Below are 19,754 nucleotides of genomic sequence, written 5' to 3' on the forward strand. Positions count from 1 at the left end.
TCCGGTTATTACTATTTTCATTTTCTTTAATAACCGCTCAATTACATTTGCATTCTCATCATTTCCTGATAGGCTTCAACAGCTTTATTGCGTATTTCAAGAGCCGTTTGCATCGTAATACTTGCTTTTTGAGCAGTAATCATTATATCTTGGAGTTCGACGTTTTCTCCTTTAGCAAGCTTTTCAGTCGCTATATCCGAAGCGCGTTGAGTATTGTTTAACTCATTGATTGAGTCTTTTAAAAACGTTGAAAACTGTTGAGTTGTTTGTCCAGTGCTAGTAGAAGCTGCTGTTTTTGCTAGTGCTATTTGATTGCTGATACCATTAATCATTTTATTGCTCCTTTATTTCCCAATTTCTAACGCCTTTGTTAATATACTTTTGTTTGTATTAAAGACCGTCACATTTGCTTCATAGGATCGAGTAGCACTAATTAAATCCGTCATTTCCTTTAACGGATCTACGTTCGGCATCTGCACGTACCCTTGGTCATTCGCATCTGGATGCGTCGGATTATATACTAAATTAAAAGGAGTATTATCTTCTACGATATCTGTGACTTTTACACCATTGTTTTGACTTTTATTTATTTCGGAGTGTAAGAGGGACGAAAAAGAAGGCGAACGATCAGACTGCATGACAACCATTTTTCTTTTATAAGGCTGCCACTCACCATTAACGTACGTCCCTCTTGTCGTTTCAGCATTCGCCATATTAGATGAAACAACGTCCATCCTTAAACGATTGGCAGTTAAAGCTGAAGATGTAATATTCATATTTTGAAAAATAGTCAAACTTATTTACCTCCTCTAATGACTGTTTGAAGAGAATTGAATTTTCCATTTAAACGATCTACTAGCGCCTCATAGTAAATTTGATTTTCAGCCATATCCGCCATCTCTTTATCCATATCCACATTGTTTCCGTTTGCTTGATAGGAAGTGTTTTCTTGCTGGGTAATCACTCGATGGGATGAACCGGAAAATGGGATATGTTTTGAATCAGTCTGATATGCTTCTAACTCGTTATGTAATAAATCTCGAAATTCACTCGTACGCGATACTGTTTTCGATTTGTAATTTGGCGTATCAACGTTTGCGATATTTTGTGCAATCGTCTGCTGCTTTTGTGACGCGTAGCTAATTCCATTTTCAATTGTTTGAAAAGTAGTTGAAAACAAACTCAATTCTTACACCTGCTTATCTATTCTATTTTCCTCAAAAATGAGACAAATTTCGACTTTAGTACCATAGAACTTATTGTAAGAAAAACTTCATGCAATGTCTATCCTTTTTTAAGAACTTTTGGACTATAAACCAAAATTTTCATTCGTTTTCCAAGCATATTTTAACATCAATGCTATACTTTAGCTCTATTTTTTAAATTTAAAATCAAAATATATACCATAAGTCCTGAACAATATGTAATAAAAGTAACGATTTGTAATCAACTAGTATCTTTTTACTATTTAAAAATTCTATAATATAATTTTTAGATTTTTATATGAAGTTTGTTAAGGATTTATAAAAATAGTGAACGAATCGCCTTAATCTTTTTGTACTGAGAGCATACAAAAAAAGCACACGGGCTCTGCCCGTGTGCTTTTTGGTTCATAAACTTAGTTAGATTTTAATTTTTCAAGCTCTACTAAGAATTTGTTGTTAAGAACTTTAATGTAAGTTCCTTTCATTCCTAGAGAACGTGATTCGATAACGCCAGCACTTTCTAATTTACGCAGCGCATTTACGATTACTGAACGTGTAATTCCAACGCGGTCAGCAATTTTACTTGCTACTAATAGTCCTTCGTTTCCATTTAACTCTTCAAAGATGTGCTCAATAGCTTCTAACTCACTGTATGATAGTGAGCTAATTGCCATTTGTACAACAGCTTTGCTACGTGCTTCTTCTTCAATCTCTTCTGCTTTTTCACGAAGAATTTCCATACCTACTACCGTTGCACCGTATTCAGCAAGGATTAAATCATCGTCTTCGAACTGACGGTCTAAACGAGATAGTACAAGCGTACCTAGACGCTCTCCGCCTCCGATAATTGGAACGATTGTTGTTAGTCCTGCATCAAATAAGTCTTTATTTTCAACTGGGAAAGCTGTATATTGACTTTCAATGTTTAAGTTAGAAGATGTTTCTTGAATGTTAAATAGGCTTTGAGTATATTCTTCTGGGAACTGGCGTGCTTCTAACATATCTTTCATACGCGCATTCTCAATTTGCTGTTTAACAGCGATTCCTAATAATTTACCGCGACGGCTTACTACGAATACGTTTGATTCGATCACTTCGCAAAGTGTTTCAGCCATTTCTTTAAAGTTTACTGGTTTACCAGCTGCTTTTTGTAGCATTGCATTAATCTTTCTAGTTTTCCCTAATAAATCCATTAGTACTCTTCCTCCTGCGATTTCAGTTCTATAAAATAAATTGACTCAAATCTTTGTTTTTAGCGATTTTTTCTAATTTTTCTTCCACGTACTGCGGAGTAATCACGATTTTCTCTAATGTTACCTCTGGTGCTTCAAACGATAAATCCTCTAGCAAACGTTCTAAAATCGTATGAAGCCTTCTTGCACCAATATTGTCTGTATCTTGATTTACCTGATATGCAATTTCTGCAATCTTACGTATAGCATCGTCAGAAAATTCAATTTGTATACCTTCAGTTTCCAATAATGCCGCATATTGCTTTAATAACGCATTATCTGGCTCTACTAAAATGTTTATAAAATCTTCAACGGTTAGCTTCGTTAATTCAACTCGAATTGGGAATCGACCTTGCAATTCTGGAATTAAATCCGACGGTTTTGATACATGGAAAGCACCGGCTGCTACAAATAAAACATGATCAGTTTTGACTGCGCCATATTTGGTAACAATCGTTGACCCTTCTACAATTGGTAAAATATCTCGCTGCACGCCTTCACGTGAAACATCAGCGGAAGATGAATTACCACTTTTCTGAGCAATTTTATCAATTTCGTCAATGAAAATAATTCCGTATTGTTCTGCACGATTCACAGCTTCTTGCGTCACTTCATCCATATCAATCAATTTTTGCGCTTCTTCATTTGTTAATACTTTTCGTGCATCTTTAACAGTAAGTTTGCGCTTTTTTTGTTTTTTAGGCATAAAATTACTTAAGGCATCCTGCATGTTCATGCCCATTTGTTCCATACCCGAACCTTGTAACATATCAAACATAGAAGGCTGTTGCTCTTCTACTTCAATTGTGACATAATGATTTTCAAGCTCTCCTAAAGCAAGCTGATGAGCAATCTGCTTGCGCTTCGTTGCAATATTCGTTTCCTCATCTTGATCAGGATCCGCATCACTTGACTGTGTACCGTTTGAAAAAATCATTTCAAACGGATTTTTAAACGATTGCTGCTTCTTTTTGCTTGGAACAAGAAGCTCCACTATCCGCTTGTTTGCATTTTCTTCTGCGCGATCACGCACGCCGTTCATTTTTTCTTCTTTCACAAGTCGAACTGACGTTTCCACTAAATCACGAACCATTGATTCTACATCGCGTCCTACATATCCAACTTCCGTAAATTTTGTTGCCTCAACCTTAATAAAAGGTGCACCGACAAGCTTAGCTAAGCGGCGTGCAATCTCTGTTTTACCCACACCTGTAGGACCAATCATTAAAATGTTTTTCGGCACAACTTCATCACGTAAAGATTCGTCTAGCAGACCGCGTCGATAGCGATTTCTCAGCGCAACAGCGACCGCTTTCTTTGCCTTCGTTTGACCAATAATATACTGATCGAGCTTTTCTACAATTTGTCGAGGTGTTAAATGAGAATTCATAAAAAAATCCCCTTTCCTACAGTTCTTCTACAATAATATGATCATTTGTATAAACACATATCTCACTTGCTACATCTAAAGCTGCTTTTGCAATTTCTTTAGCTGTTAAATATTCGCCTGCATGTTGTTTTAATGCACGTCCCGCTGATAAAGCATAATTTCCGCCTGATCCAATTGCTAAAATGCCGTCGTCCGGTTCAATAACTTCACCCGTTCCTGACACTAACAGTAAGTTATCTTTGTTCATAACAATAAGCATTGCTTCTAACTTTCGCAATACTTTGTCACTTCTCCACTGTTTAGCAAGCTCAACGGCTGCACGCTGAAGATTTCCGTTATACTCTTCAAGCTTCGTTTCAAATAATTCAAAAAGAGTGAATGCATCAGCTACTGAACCTGCAAAGCCGGCAAGAACTTGCCCTTGAAATAGACGTCTTACTTTTCGAGCAGTATGTTTCATCACAACAGCATTACCAAACGTTACTTGTCCGTCCCCAGACATGGCACATTGACCGTTGTGCTGAACCGCAAAAATCGTAGTAGCATGGAAAGTAGACAAATTAACTCCTCCTTTTATGCGCGAGGATGGTGATTCATATAAACTGCCTTTAAACGATCCTTCGTCACATGTGTGTATATTTGAGTGGTTGATAAATGTTCATGACCTAGCATTTCTTGAACTGTACGTAAATCTGCCCCTTCATTTAACATATGAGTCGCAAAGGTATGCCGCAAAACGTGTGGACTAATATGTATATTCTCAGCGGTCTTCTTTACTAACTGATCAATGACTAAGCGTATGCCTCGGTCTGTCAACGGTGTCCCCTTATAATTTAAAAAGAGTGAATGAGTATCAGAAGGAGCCTTTTTTAAAAGCAGCTTTCTTCCATTATCTATATATACTCTAAGGGCGTCCTTGGCATAACAGCCAAATGGCACGTACCGTTGTTTTTTCCCTTTGCCATATACGAGCAAAGTTTGAAGTGAAAAATCTATATCGCTAAGCTTAATAGATGCACATTCACTTACTCGTATTCCGGTGGCATACAGCAATTCTAATAGAGACTGATTACGCTGCCCTAACGGAGTTGTTAAGTCATTCATTTGAAATAATTTCACAATCTCCTCTTCATAAAGGAAGCGAGGATTTCTCTCTTCCTTTTTAGGAAGGGTAACGAGCGCAAATGGATTATCTTCTACTAATTCTTCTCTATTTAAGTAACGATAAAACGTTCTCAAACAAGAAATTTTGCGTGACATCGATCTTTTTGAATACTGCTTTTCATATAGGCGTGTTAAAAACAGCCTTGCATCAGCATATGTAACACTTTGTAGGTTTTGTATTTGCTCTTCCTGCATAAAAGACATGAAGATACCTATGTCTTTTTCATAGCAGTCAACTGTATATTTTGAATAGTTTTTCTCAATTTGTAAATATTCTAGAAAGGAATTTAATACATCTTTAACAAATTCCAATGTTATCACCTCACAAGGGCTACTAAATATTATCACAATTAAGTAGCCCTTGCAAACAATTTTGATTATTTTGTTGTAAAATTCTGAATAGTTTCTAATGCTCGTTTAGCAAGCGTTTCATTTCGTTCTTGTTTGTTTTTAATGCGCACTTCCAATTCTTTGAATAAGCCAAAGTTGGCATTCATCGGCTGGAAGTTTTTAGCGTTTGTATGTGTGATATAGTGAGCCATACTGCCAATCGCTGTTTCCTGCGGCAATACAACCAATTCTTCACCAAGTACAAGTCGAGCCGCGTTCATTCCTGCCATTAGTCCGCTCGCCGCTGATTCTACATATCCTTCTACTCCCGTCATTTGTCCAGCAAAGAATAAGTCATCACGCTCACGATATTGATACGTAGGCTTTAACAATTTAGGAGAATTAATAAACGTATTTCTATGCATAACTCCGTAGCGCACTACTTCTGCATTTTCTAAACCTGGAATTAAGCTTAAGACTTCTTTTTGTGCTCCCCATTTTAAATGTGTTTGGAAACCTACGATATTATATAGTGTACCTGCTGCATCATCTTGACGAAGCTGAACAACTGCATAAGGTCGCTTTCCTGTTTTCGGATCTTCTAACCCAACTGGTTTCATTGGTCCAAAGAGCATTGTTTTTTCTCCGCGTGAAGCCATTACTTCAATTGGCATACATCCTTCAAAATAAATTTCTTTTTCAAATTCTTTTAAAGGAACCGTCTCTGCATTGATTAATGCTTCATGAAAACGTTGGAATTCTTCTTTTGTCATCGGACAGTTTAAATAGGCAGCTTCCCCTTTGTCATAGCGAGATTTAAGATATACTTTATCCATATCAATGCTGTCTTTTTCAATAATAGGTGCAGCCGCATCGTAAAAATATAAATAATCTTCACTTGTTAACGCGCGCAGTTTTTCTGATAAATCTTTTGACGTTAACGGACCTGTTGCAATAACAGTTGGTCCCTGTGGAATTTCCGTAATCTCTTCATTAACAACCGTTACGTTCGGATGGTTTTTAACGCTTTCCGTCACACGAGCGGCAAATTCGTGACGGTCAACAGCCAGTGCTCCACCTGCTGGAACCGCACACTCGTCCGCTGAACGAATAATGACAGAGTCTAATAATCGCATTTCTTCTTTTAAAACACCAACTGCATTTGTTAATGTATTCGCACGCAGTGAATTACTACATACTAATTCAGCAAATTTGTCCGTATGATGAGCAGGTGTTTGCTTTACTGGTCTCATCTCATAAAGACGGACTTTCAAACCGCGCTTTGCGATTTGCCAAGCTGCTTCACTTCCAGCAAGACCTGCTCCGATAACATTAATTACTTGTTCATTCATTGTAAATCCTCCAACTTCATTTCTATCTTTTCTATCATTTTCCTTATTCATTCACTTGTCTTTCCCTTTTTTAAAGGGACAAAGAAAATGCGACATTACTCAATGTCGCTAATAACGTTTCCATTTTAGCACATGAAGCAATGTCGCCGCATCTTATATAACTGCTATTTTTAAATTTAAAGCGTGGGAATTCATCCCATTCTCTTTTACTGCTGAGCTTCCTCTTTATAATCACAACTTGTACAGACGACTTGAGTTCCTTTTTTCTGTTTCTTCTCCACAAGCAGATTTTCACATTTCGGACACTTTCTTGCAATCGGCTTATCCCAAGATACGAAGTCACAGCCCGGGAATCGGTCGCAGCCATAAAATGTACGCTTTTTCTTCGATTTTCGCTCAACGATATTTCCTTCTTCACATTTCGGACACTTTACGCCAATCTCTTTTACAATTGGCTTTGTGTTACGGCAGTCAGGGAAATTAGAGCATGCCATAAATTTTCCGTAGCGTCCCATCTTGTATACCATAGGTGAACCGCATTCTTCACAATCTTCTCCGGCAGGTTCATCTTTAATTTCCACTTCGCGCATTTCTTTTTCAGCATGTTCTAAGCGTTTTTCAAAATCACTGTAAAATTCGTCAATAACACGCACCCATTGAACATTACCATCTTCCACTTCATCCAAATCGTTTTCCATTTTAGCTGTAAACTCTACATCTAAAATTTCCGGGAAAAACTCCAATACAAGCTCTAGTACAATTTCTCCAAGTTCTGTTGGAACAAAACGCTTGTTATCGAGCGCTACGTACCCGCGCTTTTGAATCGTGTCAAGTGTTGGAGCATATGTAGACGGTCGGCCAATGCCTAGCTCTTCTAATGTCTTGACTAAACGAGCTTCAGTGTATCTTGGCGGTGGCTGTGTGAAGTGCTGCTTTTCATCGATGTCTTTAGAATAAGCTACTTCTCCTTCTTCTAAGTCTGGAAGAAGATTTTCTTTTTCCTCCACTTGGTCATCATTGCCTTCAACATACACTTTCATAAAGCCTGGAAATTTAACTTTAGAACCGTTTGCTCTAAATGTTACGTCTCCATTTTTCAAATCTACAGCCATTGTATCCATAATTGCAGGTGCCATTTGACTAGCAACGAAGCGCTCCCATACTAACTTATACAGTCGATACTGATCACGCGATAAGAACTCTTTTACCTCTCCTGGCTTACGAAGAGCTGAAGTTGGACGAATCGCTTCGTGGGCATCTTGTGCGTTCGAATTTTTCTTTTCTTTACGCTTTTCCGTTGCCACAAACTGATTTCCGTATGCATTCGTAATGTAATCTCTAGCTTCTGTTTGAGCTGTTTCTGAAATACGAGTAGAATCGGTACGCATATACGTGATAAGACCTACTGTACCTTCTTTTCCTAAATCAATTCCTTCATATAATTGCTGCGCAATCATCATTGTTTTTTTCGCTCGGAAGTTCAATTTCCGCGCTGCCTCTTGCTGCAATGAAGACGTGGTAAAAGAAGGAGCCGCATTACGCTTTCGCTCACGCTTTGTTACTTTAGAAATTGAAAATTCATTTCCATCTAATTGTTTAACAATGTTGGTTACATCATTTTTATTCGATAGCTCTACTTTTTTCCCTTGATATTCGATTAACTGGCCTTCAAATTGGTCGTTCCCTTTTTGAAAAGTTGCTTTTACCGTCCAGTATTCTTCTGGGATAAACTTTGCAATTTCTTTTTCACGATCAATAATTAACCGCACTGCAATTGATTGAACCCTTCCGGCACTTAATCCTTTTTTCACTTTTTTCCACAGCAATGGACTGATGTTGTAGCCAACCAGCCTGTCAAGAATACGGCGTGCTTGTTGAGCATCTACTAAATCCATATTAATTGCTCGTGGATGTTTAAAAGATTCTTTAATCGCTTCTTTTGTAATCTCGTTAAATACTACACGACAGTCCGATGCAATGTCTACATCCAAACTGTGCGCCAAGTGCCATGCAATCGCTTCTCCTTCACGGTCTGGATCGGCTGCTAGGTAAATCTTTTTTGCTTTTTTAGCCGCTGTTTTTAGTTCTTTTAAAACCGGGCCTTTCCCGCGAATTGTAATATATTTCGGATTGTAATCCTGTTCAATATCGATTCCCATTTGACTTTTAGGTAAATCGCGAACATGTCCCATCGATGCTTTTACTTTATATTTCTTTCCTAAATAACGTTCAATTGTTTTAGCCTTTGCAGGCGATTCTACAATTACTAGGTAGTCAGACATCTATTTGTTCCTCCTCAAGAGGTAGAATAAAATCTTCATTATTATTAAATATTTGGTTCTTGTTTGTCAAATGTCAAAAAGATAAGTCATACGATTTTACTACGTATCTCACTAGTATTTCATACCATGCAAGAATATGACTACTTTGAAACATTCATCTTATATACATCATTTCATCTGTAATATCAGCAGCGCTTTGCACAAGTTTTGCCCCTAATTGGATTAACTTATTCGTTCCACATGATGTTTCTTCAAAAATAGAACCCGGTATGGCAAATACTTCTCTTCCTTGCTGAAGCGCCTGGTCGGCGGTAATAAAAGATCCACTTCTTTCTTTTGCTTGCACCACCAACGTGCCTCCTGTTAATCCGCTAATGATTCTGTTTCTGCGAGGGAAAAACCATTTCGTCGGCTTCATAAACGGGGCATATTCAGAAAGCAGCAAATGATGCTGCGCAATTTCTCTTGCTAAATTTTGGTTTCCTCTTGGGTAAATATTATAAAACCCTCCGCCTAAAACTGCAATCGTTTTAGCTTTTTCAGCGATAGCCAGTTCATGAGCAGCCTGGTCAATCCCTAAGGCCAGTCCACTTACAACGACAAATTCTTCATGCAGCATCGGCTTAACAATATGATTCAGAGCTGCAGTTCCATATGAAGTGGGATTCCTTGTTCCTACAACGCTTAAGCTTGCCGGAGCGTGTAGAAGAGAAACCTTTCCTCGTGCAAATAATACCCAAGGCGGATCATAAATATGGCGCAAAAGTTCAGGATATTCATCGTCTAGGATGGTGACACATTGAATATTCTCAGCGTCATATTTATCTAGAATATCTCGTATTGGAATAGTTTGCAAATCTTTTTTTATTTGATTAGCACGTTCAATCGAGAGAGTCAATAGTTTTTGAAGCTGTGATGGAGAGTACTCGTAGAGATTTTGTAATGAAGAATTCTGTTGAAGTAGCGTAAAAATTTGTTTCCAATTAACAGATGGACAATGTGCTAAATGAATTAATTTTTCCCGTAAATCAGACATTCTACAATCTCCTTTTTAAATGGACAAAATAGCCCCCGGTCAAAGGAGGCTATATGTCTTCTATTAATGAGTCTTACACTGCTCGTAAATGCCTTGTTCTTTTAACACTTTAATAAGTGTTTCTCCCATAACAGATGGTGTTTCCGCTACTTGGATACCGCACTCATTCATTGTTTTAATTTTTTCAGACGCTGTCCCTTTACCACCTGAAATAATCGCACCAGCATGGCCCATACGTTTTCCTGGAGGTGCTGTTTGACCGCCAATGAAGCCGACAACAGGTTTTGTCATATTTGCTTTTACCCATTCTGCCGCTTCTTCTTCTGCCGTACCGCCGATTTCACCAATCATAATTACTGCATACGTATCTTCATCTTCATTAAACGCTTTTAATACGTCGATAAAGTTCGTGCCGTTCACTGGGTCACCACCGATACCAACAGCTGTCGATTGGCCAATGCCAGCTTCAGAAAGTTGATGAACAGCTTCATATGTTAATGTACCAGAACGTGAAACTACACCTACGTGACCTTTTTTGTGAATGTAACCTGGCATAATTCCAATTTTACATTCTTCCGGTGTAATAACACCTGGGCAGTTAGGTCCTACAAGGCGCGTACGTTTTCCTTCCATATAACGCTTTACTTTTACCATGTCTAATACTGGAATACCTTCCGTAATACAAATAACTAAATCTAAATCTGCGTCAACTGCTTCAATAATGGAGTCAGCTGCGAATGCTGGCGGAACATATACAACAGAAGCCGTTGCGCCTGTTTTTTCTTTTGCCTCGGCAACCGTATTAAATACCGGAACACCTTCTACTTCTAAGCCGCCTTTACCTGGCGTTACGCCACCAACAATTTTTGTTCCATATTCTAACATTTGCTGTGTATGAAAAAGGCCAACTCCGCCTGTAATTCCTTGTACAATTACTTTTGTATCTTGATTAATAAATACGCTCATTCCTATCCCCCAGCCTTTCTATTTCACTAGTGAAACGATTTTTTGTGCACCGTCTGCCATAGATTCAGCAGCTGTGATATTTAAGCCTGATTTTTGTAAAATTTCTTTTCCAAGTTCAACGTTTGTTCCTTCTAAGCGAACAACTAATGGAAGGCTTAATCCAACTTGTTTCGTTGCTTCAACAACACCTGTTGCAATAACATCACATTTCATAATCCCACCGAAAATATTAACAAAAATACCTTTTACATTTTGGTCAGATAAAATAATTTTGAATGCTTCTGTTACTTTTTCAGCAGTTGCGCCGCCCCCAACATCCAGGAAGTTAGCAGGGTCGCCTCCGTAATGCTTAATAATATCCATCGTTGCCATTGCTAAACCTGCACCGTTTACCATACAACCGATATTACCGTCTAGTGAAATATAGCTTAAGTCGTATTTAGATGCTTCAATTTCTTTAGCATCTTCCTCTTCAAGGTCACGATATTCAAGAATATCTTTTTGACGATACAGCGCATTTGAATCAAAGTTTAACTTCGCATCCAATGCCATAACGTCCCCGTCACCTGTTACAACTAGAGGATTAATCTCTGCGATTGAGCAGTCTTTTTCAACAAATACTGTATATAAACCTGTCATGAATTTAACTGCTTTTCCAACTAATTCTTTTGGAATATTAATATTAAATGCAAGTCTGCGAGCTTGGAATGCTTGTAAACCAATCGCAGGATCTACATATTCTTTAAAGATTTTTTCAGGCGTTTTTTCCGCCACTTCTTCAATTTCAGTTCCACCTTCTTCAGAACCCATCAATACAACTTGAGACGTTGCACGATCAAGAACTAAACCGATATAGTATTCTTTCTTAATATCGCATCCCTCTTCAACTAACAAGCGCTTAACTTCTTTTCCTTCAGGGCCTGTTTGGTGTGTTACGAGGGTCTTTCCTAAAATATCTTGTGCATATGTACGAACTTCATCTAAGTTTTTTGCTACTTTGACACCGCCCGCTTTACCGCGTCCACCAGCATGGATTTGTGCTTTCACCACTGATACTTGTGAACCTAATTCCTTTGCTGCTTCAACCGCTTCTTCAACAGTAAAAGCTACTCGACCGTTTGGTACTGCAACCCCATATTTTCTGAGTAGTTCTTTTCCTTGATACTCATGGATATTCATTTCCCATCCTCCTAACATAATCAACCACAAAACTATACTGCACAAAATAGACTGCGCTTTCATTGTATAAAAATAATTGTCTAATTGTCTACTATTCTAGTGAAAAATATTGAAATAATAAGAAAATTGATATTTTTATGGAGATAGTACTTAACCATACCTTATGAAGTCGATGAGGCTTTGCGGAAGTTAAATGTGTAGTTAATTATGTAAATCAACCTTCATAGCTGAAGCGAACAGAGAGGGAAATAATTTACGAACTTTCCCCGCAGCAATATCTCCACTTAAATAGGCTATATTCTTTTCGAACCTAAAATCCCGCATGTGAAACATGCGCTAAAAAGCAGAGATATGCTCGGGTATCATGTTCTAGTTTACTTGGTTTTTTATCGGTGCAAAAGATCGGCGATGTTCTGGCAAAATTCCATATTGTTCAATTGCTTCTAAATGTTGTTTTGTTCCATATCCCATATGTTTTTCGAATCCGTATGCAGGATAGCGTTCACCAAGTTCTTTCATCATTCGATCTCGCGTCACTTTTGCAATAACAGAACTTGCAGCAATCGAAATGCTTGTAGCATCGCCTTTAATGATTGACTGCTGCGAAATAGGCACCGGCAGCTTCATTGCATCAATAAGCAGTTCATCAGGCTGAACAGCTAGCAGTTCAATGGCTTCAGTCATTGCCTTTTTTGTTGCTTCATAAATATTAATAGAATCAATGACCTCTGCGCCTATAATCCCTATACCGATAGCAACAGCGCTTTTACAAATTTCTTCATAAAACGCTTCTCGCTTTGCTTCTGATAGCTTCTTTGAATCCGTCAGACCAGGGAGAAAAAAATCAGGAGGCAGAATAACAGCAGCCGCTACTACCGGTCCTGCTAACGGTCCTCTTCCTACTTCGTCTACTCCGGCAATATAAGTTGCTCCTTGACTGTATAATTCATTTTCATATGTCATCATTTCGTCAAACTGTTGCTTCAAGCGCTCAGCAGCTTCAAATTGCCTTTGTTTTTGAATAATAACTTGCTGCACACCTTTACGCTCATCTTGCGCATATGCCTTAAATAAAGCATCTTCCGGGCTTCTCACTTGCTTTAGTTCCTCTTTTATTTCCTTAATACTCTTTTTCATTAGCTCCACCTTCTTTATATCAACTTTTTCACACGGCATCTTCACATAAAAAACGCCTCATGCTGAAAAGGCAGAGGCGTTTTTTGTTTCAGTTCGCAATGTGTTGCTTACAGCTGTTGTTCAGCTTCATTTGGATCATCAAATGTAAAGGTGCCAATTTTATCCGTTCGAATTTCTCGAAGAACAAGCTCAGCTGTTTTATCATAATCCACCATGCCGCCACCCATTAAACAGCCGCGGCGCGCTCCAATTGCATCAAACAGTTCCACAATATCTTCAGGGATTTCACTTAAATCGTAACGCTGCTTTAACTGTTCCGGATAATGGCTAGATAAGAAACGCAGAGCATAAACAGCGACATCTTGCATATTTAAAATGGTATCTTTGATAGCACCCGTTGTCGCAAGCTTATATCCAACTGTTTCATCTTCAAACTTAGGCCACAAAATACCTGGCGTATCAAGCAGCTCTAGCTCATTTCCTACCTTAATCCACTGCTGTGCCTGCGTCACACCTGGACGATCTCCGGTCTTGGCGATTTTTTTGCTGGCAAGGCGATTAATCAGCGTTGATTTACCGACGTTAGGAATCCCTACAATCATCGCACGGATAGCGCGGGGTTTTTTAACTCCTTTTGCGCGCATGCGGTCAAACTTCTCTTGAAGAAGTTCTTTGGAAGACGAAACAATTTGTTTCATTCCTTTACCTGCTTGTGCATCAATAGCTAAGGCATAAATACCTTGTTCTTTATAATAATCTAACCACTGCTGAGTAACGCGCGGATCCGCTTTGTCCACTTTATTCAGCAATACGATTCTCGGTTTGTTCACGATAATCTCGTCAATCATCGGATTTCGCGATGATTGCGGAATGCGTGCATCAACCAGTTCGTATACAATATCAATCAATTTTAGCTTTTCAGTTACTTGTCTTCTGGCCTTGGCCATATGGCCAGGAAACCATTGAATTGTCATATTTTACTCACCTTTTATATTTTACTTTGCAAAACGTGCTTCTTTAATCGGCCAGTATACGGCGCTCGTTTTACCAAGCACCTTGTCCATGCTTACAAAGCCAATCTGACGGCTGTCTTTACTGTAGCGTCGATTGTCTCCCATCACGAACAAATAGCCTTCTGGCACAGTCTTTTTACCCGTTACGTCTTCTAGTTTAAAGTCTTCGGTTAAATTACCGTCAATCACTTCTTTTTTATACTGATCTAAATAGGGCTCTTTATAAGCTTTTCCATTTACATACAGCGTATCATTTCGATACTCAATATGATCCCCCGGCAGTCCGATAATACGTTTTATGTAATCTTTTTCCTCCGTAGCATGAAAAACAATAATATCAAAGCGATCAGGATCACCAATCTTATAGGAGAACTTATTTACAATCATTCGATTTTGGTCATGCAGCGTAGGCATCATAGAAAGTCCATCTACTACAATCGGTGCAAACAAAAAATAGCGAATTACAACAGCTAACAGTACAGCAATGGCGATTGCTTTTATCCATTCCCACAGTTCATTTTTCTTTCGAGCCATCTTCAGTCCTCCAACTCTTATGTCATACCTTTATTTTAAACGATAATGTTTGAAACGCCTAATAAATAAATAGAATAAAAAATGATGACTTGTACGTCTATTTTTTACTGTCAGAGAACGAATCGTTCTAAAAAAACATTTGAAAAAAGGAGCTTGTATAAACAAGCTCCCCTTTACTATTATCGAATTTCTTTAATACGCGCAGCTTTACCACGTAATTCACGTAGGTAATAAAGTTTCGCACGGCGTACTTTACCGCGGCGCATTACTTCGATTTTTGCAATTTTTGGCGTATGAAGTGGGAATGTACGCTCTACACCTACACCGTAAGAAATCTTACGTACTGTAAATGTTTCGCTGATACCACCGCCACGACGCTTAATAACAACACCTTCAAATACCTGAACACGTTCACGAGTACCCTCAACGATATTTACGTGTACACGTACAGTATCACCAGGACGGAACGTAGGAAGATCTGTTTTTAATTGTTCTTTTGTAATCTCTTCGATTAATTTTTGCATCGCGTGTTTCAACTCCTTCCAACAGACGCTCATACCAATGCTTTTCAATCATTGCAGCGGAACATCGTTATAGGTGACCAGACATCTGCCCAAGCCACAAAATCTATCTTAGCACACTCTTATACCGTATGCAACAGAGTTTATGCATAAATTTTATGGATTTATGAAAGGTTGTTTTCCTCTTTTAATTGAGCTACTAGTTTCTTTTGCTCTTCCGTTAGCTCCATCTTTTCAAGCATATCCGGTCTTCGAAGCAGCGTGCGCTTTAAAGACTCTTTTTGGCGCCACTGTTCAATTTTTTTATGATTTCCTGACATAAGTACTTCAGGAACCGTTAAGCCTCTAAAATCAGCAGGACGCGTATAGTGGGGGTGCTCTAGTAAACCGGTGCTGTGTGAGTCTTGTACAGCTGAATGATTATTGCCAAGCACATCGGGAAGCAGGCGAACAACGCTATCGATCACAACCATTGCACCAAGCTCTCCTCCAGTTAATACATAGTCACCAATTGAAATTTCATCAGTTACCAGCTGCTCACGAATTCGTTCATCATACCCTTCGTAATGACCGCAAATAAAAATTAAATGCTCTTCTGCTGCTAGCTCTTCTGCTTTTGCCTGTGTATAGCGTTCGCCCTGCGGACAAAGCAAAACTACCCGAGGCTTCTTAGCTGTTTCAGTCAGCTTTTCTACGGCGTCAAAAATAGGCTGCGGCGTCAATACCATTCCAGCACCTCCGCCGTAAGGATAATCGTCCACATTTTGATGTTTGTTCGTAGAATATTCTCGGAAATTAACCACATTCAGTTCAACCGCATTTTTTTCCTGTGCTTTTTTCAAAATTGATTCGCCAAAAACACCGTCAAACATAGAAGGAAATAGCGATAGTACATCAATTTTCATTAGTCCAATAACCCTTCCATTACTGTAATAACAATCTCTTTTTCCTCTATATCAATAGATTGTACAACGTCGTCGATGTAAGGAATAAGAACTTCTTTTCCGCCTTTTTTAACGACCCACACATCATTAGCTCCCGGCGTTAAAATTTCTTTGACCGTTCCTACCTCTACTCCGTCTTCTGTTTTTACTGTACAGCCAATAATTTCGTGGAAATAGAATTCACCGTCTTCTAAATCCGTTAGCTGCTCCTCAGGAATTTTCACTTCGCAGTTTTTGTACTGCTCGACATCATTTACGTTTTGATAGCCTTCGAATGTAAGCAGATCAAAATTTTTATGCTTGCGATGGCTTGCTACCGTTACTTCCACCGGCTCGCTTTGCTTTTCTTTGAAGATATAAAGTTTATTTCCTTTTTCATAGCGCTCATCAGCAAAATCCGTAGTTGATACAATACGAACTTCTCCTTTTACACCATGGGTATTCACAATTTTTCCAACCTTAAACCATTTCATGCTTCTTCACCTCTATCTAATCTCAACAACTTTGCTATCTTTTATAATAATTGTTTTACTTTCTTTTATCTTTTCCCAATCATCGCCGATTTTTACCTCTACTAAGGCATCCAGTTCCGTTTCAACGAGTTCGCTCCCTAAAGGAAGCTTTTCTAATTGCGTCAGCTGAAAGTTCAACACTTCAATTTTTTCAAGGCGAGCGGATTTTTCTTTTTCAAATTGACTATGTAATAAAGAAGAACCTTTATTGGCTTTTTCCATGTGCTTTAACTGAAATTTCAGCTGTTCCATTTCTTTTTCAAGCGCCTGCTTGCGGTTTACAAAACGATTTTCAAGATCTTGTTTGCTTGCTTCAGTTAACACTTGTTTCACAACCACTTTTTGAATAATGTTCAAAACGTTCCCTCCGCCCTCAAGATAGTGTCCTTGTGCTTTTTACATGCATATTGAAATAGCTGCTTCTTGCTCGCAAAAGACTTACTGTGATCAAAACGTTCATCTTATCATAACATAAAAAAAGGGCGAGGTTATCCCTCTCCCTTTTTGATTACTCTTGAATTTTCACATACACTTTTTTACCTTGCTGTGATGCTGCTGCATTCACAACAGTTCGAATCGCTTTTGCAACGCGGCCTTGTTTGCCGATTACTTTGCCGACATCTTCTTGGTGAACAGTAAGGATGTACGTCACTTGACGTTCATCTTCTTGTTCCTCCACTTTAACATCAGCTGGGTAATCAACAAGCGACTTTACAATTGTTTCGATTAGTGATGTCATCTCGAGTGAAATTATTTTCCTAATTTAGCATTATGGAATTTTTCCATGATGCCTTCGTTAGAGAAAAGGTTACGAACTGTATCAGATGGTTTAGCACCATTTTGTAACCATTTAAGAGCTAGCTCTTCATCGATTTTAACTTCAGCTGGTTGAACTACAGGATTGTAAGTTCCAACTACTTCGATGTAACGTCCATCACGTGGTGAACGAGAGTCTGCTGCTACGATACGATAGAAAGGAGATTTTTTAGCTCCCATACGTTTTAAACGAATTTTTACTGCCATTTTATAAAGCACCTCCGAATATGTTTCAACAAGATAATATAATATCAAATAGGTAAAATGTTTGTAAAGGTTTTTTTCTTAACACTAGAAAAATATTTTATTTTCTTTGGTTTTTCAGTCCAAATCAAGCGTTTTATCATGAAAAGAATGGAAGTTTCATACCCTTTTTCTTGCCTTTTGACATATTTGTCATTTGTTTCATCATTTTTTTCATGTCTTCAAATTGTTTAAGCAAACGGTTGACTTCTTGTACAGAACGTCCGCTTCCTTTTGCAATACGCTTTCTTCGACTTGCATTAATGATTTCAGGGTTTGTTTTTTCCGCTTTCGTCATAGAACGAATAATTGCTTCTACATGATTAATTTGCTTTTCATCAACCTGCAGGTTTTTGAGCCCCTTTACTTTATTGGCGCCAGGAAGCATACCAATTAGCTCATCAAGCGGTCCCATTTGACGCACCTGAGCAAGTTGATCCAAAAAGTCATCAAATGTAAATGACTGCGTGCGCAGCTTAGCTTCAAGCTCTTTTGCTTTTTCAGCATCTACATTTGCCTGGGCCTTTTCGATAAGCGTCAGCACATCACCCATACCTAAGATACGGGAAGCCATACGCTCTGGATGGAATGCTTCAATAGCATCCATTTTTTCTCCAAGACCGACAAACTTAATTGGTGTATCGGTTACTGCACGAATAGAAAGCGCTGCACCACCGCGCGTATCGCCGTCTAGTTTCGTTAATACAACTCCAGTTAATCCTAATTGCTTATTAAAGCTATCCGCAACGTTTACTGCATCTTGACCCGTCATCGCATCGACAACAAGGAAAATTTCGTCGGGGTTAGAAAGCTCTTTGATCTGTTCTAACTCCTCCATTAGATTTTCATCAACATGCAAACGTCCCGCTGTATCAATTAATACATAATCGTGATGCTCTTCTTTCGCATGAGCAATAGCTTGTTTCGCAATCTCCACAGGACTTACTTGATCACCTAATGAAAAAACAGACATGCTAAGCTGTTTCCCTAGTGTTTCAAGCTGTTTAATAGCTGCCGGACGATAAATATCTGCTGCTACAAGCAATGGATTACGGTTATATTTTTTACGTAATAAATTGGCAAGTTTACCGGTTGTTGTTGTTTTACCTGCACCTTGAAGTCCAACCATCATAATTACAGTTGGAGCTTTTGGAGCTACTGCAATCTTGCTTTGCTCTCCGCCCATAAGTGCAGTTAATTCTTCTTGTACAACCTTAATAACTTGTTGTCCAGGCGTTAAGCTCTTAAGAACGTCTTGACCTACAGCACGTTCGCTTACGCGCTTAACAAAGTCTTTTACTACTTTAAAGTTTACATCGGCTTCTAAAAGGGCAAGTCTAACTTCACGCATCATTTCTTTAACATCAGCTTCGTTAACTTTTCCTTTTCCTTTTAACTTTTGCAGTGTGCTTTGCAAACGGTCGGCTAATCCTTCAAATGCCATATACGCCGCCCCCTAATCTAATTTCTCGAGCGAATCAAGAAGAGAAGAAAGCTTACTATTCTTGTTTAAGTCGGCTGCAAGTTCATCTTTCAGTTGTTGAACAATTGATTGACGCTCTTGAAACCGTTGAAATAACAATAGCTTTTCCTCATATTGTTCAAGCATTTGCTCTGTACGTTTTATATTATCATAAACTGCTTGACGACTCACATCAAATTCTTCCGCTATTTCACCGAGGGAATAATCATCCAAGTAATAAAGTGACATATAACTTCTTTGTTTGGGCGTCAGCAGCGCCTGATAGAAGTCAAATAAGTAATTCATTCTTGTTGTTTTTTCGAGCATATGCACGCTCTTTTCAACCATCTGACCGCCCCCTTGTTAAGTGAAAAGCCTTTACATGTTATTAGTTTAACTAGGCTAGGTTTGAATGTCAAGTTTTTTCCTTAACACC

General features: G+C 38.6%; 23 protein-coding genes. All 23 read right to left on the minus strand.

Annotated elements, in window-relative coordinates:
* Positions 1-41: 41 nt before the first annotated feature.
* Positions 42-332, minus strand: a complete 291-nt coding sequence (gene fliE, locus U9R83_RS20900; RefSeq protein WP_328575407.1) for a flagellar hook-basal body complex protein FliE — start codon at positions 330-332, stop codon at positions 42-44.
* A 12-nt stretch (positions 333-344) separates the two neighbouring features.
* Positions 345-794, minus strand: a complete 450-nt coding sequence (gene flgC, locus U9R83_RS20905) for a flagellar basal body rod protein FlgC (protein ID WP_014458431.1) — start codon at positions 792-794, stop codon at positions 345-347.
* Positions 795-796: 2 nt separating this feature from the next.
* A complete protein-coding gene (gene flgB, locus U9R83_RS20910) occupies positions 797-1,186 on the minus strand; it encodes a flagellar basal body rod protein FlgB (protein WP_014458430.1) in 390 nt (129 codons plus the stop codon).
* Between the two features lie 432 nt (positions 1,187-1,618).
* Entirely contained in the window at positions 1,619-2,398 is a 780-nt protein-coding gene (gene codY, locus U9R83_RS20915; protein WP_013058882.1) for a GTP-sensing pleiotropic transcriptional regulator CodY, read from the minus strand.
* 28 nt (positions 2,399-2,426) lie between these two features.
* Entirely contained in the window at positions 2,427-3,827 is a 1,401-nt protein-coding gene (hslU, locus tag U9R83_RS20920; RefSeq protein ID WP_013084801.1) for an HslU--HslV peptidase ATPase subunit, read from the minus strand.
* Positions 3,828-3,843: 16 nt separating this feature from the next.
* Positions 3,844-4,386, minus strand: a complete 543-nt coding sequence (gene hslV, locus U9R83_RS20925) for an ATP-dependent protease subunit HslV (RefSeq protein ID WP_328575408.1) — start codon at positions 4,384-4,386, stop codon at positions 3,844-3,846.
* 14 nt (positions 4,387-4,400) lie between these two features.
* Positions 4,401-5,303, minus strand: a complete 903-nt coding sequence (xerC, locus tag U9R83_RS20930) for a tyrosine recombinase XerC (protein WP_014458427.1) — start codon at positions 5,301-5,303, stop codon at positions 4,401-4,403.
* A 65-nt stretch (positions 5,304-5,368) separates the two neighbouring features.
* Positions 5,369-6,673: an FADH(2)-oxidizing methylenetetrahydrofolate--tRNA-(uracil(54)-C(5))-methyltransferase TrmFO gene (trmFO, locus tag U9R83_RS20935; RefSeq protein ID WP_014458426.1), complete on the minus strand. Its 1,305-nt coding sequence runs from the start codon at positions 6,671-6,673 to the stop codon at positions 5,369-5,371.
* 206 nt (positions 6,674-6,879) lie between these two features.
* Positions 6,880-8,955 carry a type I DNA topoisomerase gene (gene topA / locus U9R83_RS20940; RefSeq protein WP_328575409.1) on the minus strand — a complete coding sequence of 692 codons (2,076 nt, stop codon included), beginning with the start codon at positions 8,953-8,955 and terminating at the stop codon, positions 6,880-6,882.
* Positions 8,956-9,109: 154 nt separating this feature from the next.
* Positions 9,110-9,991: a DNA-processing protein DprA gene (gene dprA / locus U9R83_RS20945; protein ID WP_014458425.1), complete on the minus strand. Its 882-nt coding sequence runs from the start codon at positions 9,989-9,991 to the stop codon at positions 9,110-9,112.
* A 63-nt stretch (positions 9,992-10,054) separates the two neighbouring features.
* The gene (gene sucD / locus U9R83_RS20950; RefSeq protein ID WP_013058889.1) at positions 10,055-10,957 is read right to left on the minus strand and encodes a succinate--CoA ligase subunit alpha; all 903 of its coding nucleotides are present in this window, start codon (positions 10,955-10,957) and stop codon (positions 10,055-10,057) included.
* 18 nt (positions 10,958-10,975) lie between these two features.
* The gene (gene sucC, locus U9R83_RS20955) at positions 10,976-12,136 is read right to left on the minus strand and encodes an ADP-forming succinate--CoA ligase subunit beta (protein ID WP_013058890.1); all 1,161 of its coding nucleotides are present in this window, start codon (positions 12,134-12,136) and stop codon (positions 10,976-10,978) included.
* 369 nt (positions 12,137-12,505) lie between these two features.
* Positions 12,506-13,273, minus strand: a complete 768-nt coding sequence (locus U9R83_RS20960; protein WP_014458423.1) for a ribonuclease HII — start codon at positions 13,271-13,273, stop codon at positions 12,506-12,508.
* Positions 13,274-13,380: 107 nt separating this feature from the next.
* Positions 13,381-14,247, minus strand: a complete 867-nt coding sequence (ylqF, locus tag U9R83_RS20965; protein WP_014458422.1) for a ribosome biogenesis GTPase YlqF — start codon at positions 14,245-14,247, stop codon at positions 13,381-13,383.
* A gap of 21 nt (positions 14,248-14,268) precedes the next feature.
* A complete protein-coding gene (lepB, locus tag U9R83_RS20970; protein WP_014458421.1) occupies positions 14,269-14,820 on the minus strand; it encodes a signal peptidase I in 552 nt (183 codons plus the stop codon).
* A gap of 179 nt (positions 14,821-14,999) precedes the next feature.
* Positions 15,000-15,344, minus strand: a complete 345-nt coding sequence (gene rplS, locus U9R83_RS20975) for a 50S ribosomal protein L19 (RefSeq protein WP_013084808.1) — start codon at positions 15,342-15,344, stop codon at positions 15,000-15,002.
* Between the two features lie 161 nt (positions 15,345-15,505).
* A complete protein-coding gene (trmD, locus tag U9R83_RS20980; protein WP_014458419.1) occupies positions 15,506-16,246 on the minus strand; it encodes a tRNA (guanosine(37)-N1)-methyltransferase TrmD in 741 nt (246 codons plus the stop codon).
* A complete protein-coding gene (rimM, locus tag U9R83_RS20985) occupies positions 16,246-16,758 on the minus strand; it encodes a ribosome maturation factor RimM (protein WP_014458418.1) in 513 nt (170 codons plus the stop codon). Before rimM ends, trmD begins: the two co-directional genes overlap by 1 nt.
* 12 nt (positions 16,759-16,770) lie before the next feature.
* A complete protein-coding gene (locus tag U9R83_RS20990) occupies positions 16,771-17,154 on the minus strand; it encodes a YlqD family protein (RefSeq protein WP_014458417.1) in 384 nt (127 codons plus the stop codon).
* A gap of 151 nt (positions 17,155-17,305) precedes the next feature.
* Positions 17,306-17,536: a KH domain-containing protein gene (locus tag U9R83_RS20995; protein WP_226701613.1), complete on the minus strand. Its 231-nt coding sequence runs from the start codon at positions 17,534-17,536 to the stop codon at positions 17,306-17,308.
* 11 nt (positions 17,537-17,547) lie between these two features.
* Positions 17,548-17,820 carry a 30S ribosomal protein S16 gene (gene rpsP, locus U9R83_RS21000; RefSeq protein ID WP_013058899.1) on the minus strand — a complete coding sequence of 91 codons (273 nt, stop codon included), beginning with the start codon at positions 17,818-17,820 and terminating at the stop codon, positions 17,548-17,550.
* Positions 17,821-17,956: 136 nt separating this feature from the next.
* Complete coding sequence (gene ffh, locus U9R83_RS21005; protein ID WP_013058900.1) at positions 17,957-19,300, minus strand: signal recognition particle protein; 1,344 nt, start codon at positions 19,298-19,300, stop codon at positions 17,957-17,959.
* A 12-nt stretch (positions 19,301-19,312) separates the two neighbouring features.
* Positions 19,313-19,645 (minus strand): putative DNA-binding protein, encoded by a 333-nt coding sequence (locus U9R83_RS21010; protein ID WP_013058901.1) that lies wholly within the window; start codon positions 19,643-19,645, stop codon positions 19,313-19,315.
* Between the last annotated feature and the right edge of the window lie 109 nt (positions 19,646-19,754).

The sequence above is a fragment of the Priestia sp. LL-8 genome (genome assembly GCF_036227845.1).
GTDB classification, from domain to species: domain Bacteria; phylum Bacillota; class Bacilli; order Bacillales; family Bacillaceae_H; genus Priestia; species Priestia zanthoxyli.

Bases quoted from the DNA above. Each gene is read 5' to 3' on its own strand.
- hslU (WP_013084801.1), bottom strand. From the start codon at position 3,827: ATGAATTCTCATTTAACACCTCGACAAATTGTAGAAAAGCTCGATCAG.
- lepB (WP_014458421.1), bottom strand. From the start codon at position 14,820: ATGGCTCGAAAGAAAAATGAACTGTGGGAATGGATAAAAGCAATCGCC.
- fliE (WP_328575407.1), bottom strand. From the start codon at position 332: ATGATTAATGGTATCAGCAATCAAATAGCACTAGCAAAAACAGCAGCT.
- rplS (WP_013084808.1), bottom strand. From the start codon at position 15,344: ATGCAAAAATTAATCGAAGAGATTACAAAAGAACAATTAAAAACAGAT.
- rimM (WP_014458418.1), bottom strand. From the start codon at position 16,758: ATGAAATGGTTTAAGGTTGGAAAAATTGTGAATACCCATGGTGTAAAA.
- rpsP (WP_013058899.1), bottom strand. From the start codon at position 17,820: ATGGCAGTAAAAATTCGTTTAAAACGTATGGGAGCTAAAAAATCTCCT.
- U9R83_RS20995 (WP_226701613.1), bottom strand. From the start codon at position 17,536: ATGACATCACTAATCGAAACAATTGTAAAGTCGCTTGTTGATTACCCA.
- codY (WP_013058882.1), bottom strand. From the start codon at position 2,398: ATGGATTTATTAGGGAAAACTAGAAAGATTAATGCAATGCTACAAAAA.
- U9R83_RS21010 (WP_013058901.1), bottom strand. From the start codon at position 19,645: ATGCTCGAAAAAACAACAAGAATGAATTACTTATTTGACTTCTATCAG.
- dprA (WP_014458425.1), bottom strand. From the start codon at position 9,991: ATGTCTGATTTACGGGAAAAATTAATTCATTTAGCACATTGTCCATCT.
- sucD (WP_013058889.1), bottom strand. From the start codon at position 10,957: ATGAGCGTATTTATTAATCAAGATACAAAAGTAATTGTACAAGGAATT.
- U9R83_RS20960 (WP_014458423.1), bottom strand. From the start codon at position 13,273: ATGAAAAAGAGTATTAAGGAAATAAAAGAGGAACTAAAGCAAGTGAGA.
- sucC (WP_013058890.1), bottom strand. From the start codon at position 12,136: ATGAATATCCATGAGTATCAAGGAAAAGAACTACTCAGAAAATATGGG.
- ylqF (WP_014458422.1), bottom strand. From the start codon at position 14,247: ATGACAATTCAATGGTTTCCTGGCCATATGGCCAAGGCCAGAAGACAA.
- ffh (WP_013058900.1), bottom strand. From the start codon at position 19,300: ATGGCATTTGAAGGATTAGCCGACCGTTTGCAAAGCACACTGCAAAAG.
- trmD (WP_014458419.1), bottom strand. From the start codon at position 16,246: ATGAAAATTGATGTACTATCGCTATTTCCTTCTATGTTTGACGGTGTT.
- trmFO (WP_014458426.1), bottom strand. From the start codon at position 6,673: ATGAATGAACAAGTAATTAATGTTATCGGAGCAGGTCTTGCTGGAAGT.
- topA (WP_328575409.1), bottom strand. From the start codon at position 8,955: ATGTCTGACTACCTAGTAATTGTAGAATCGCCTGCAAAGGCTAAAACA.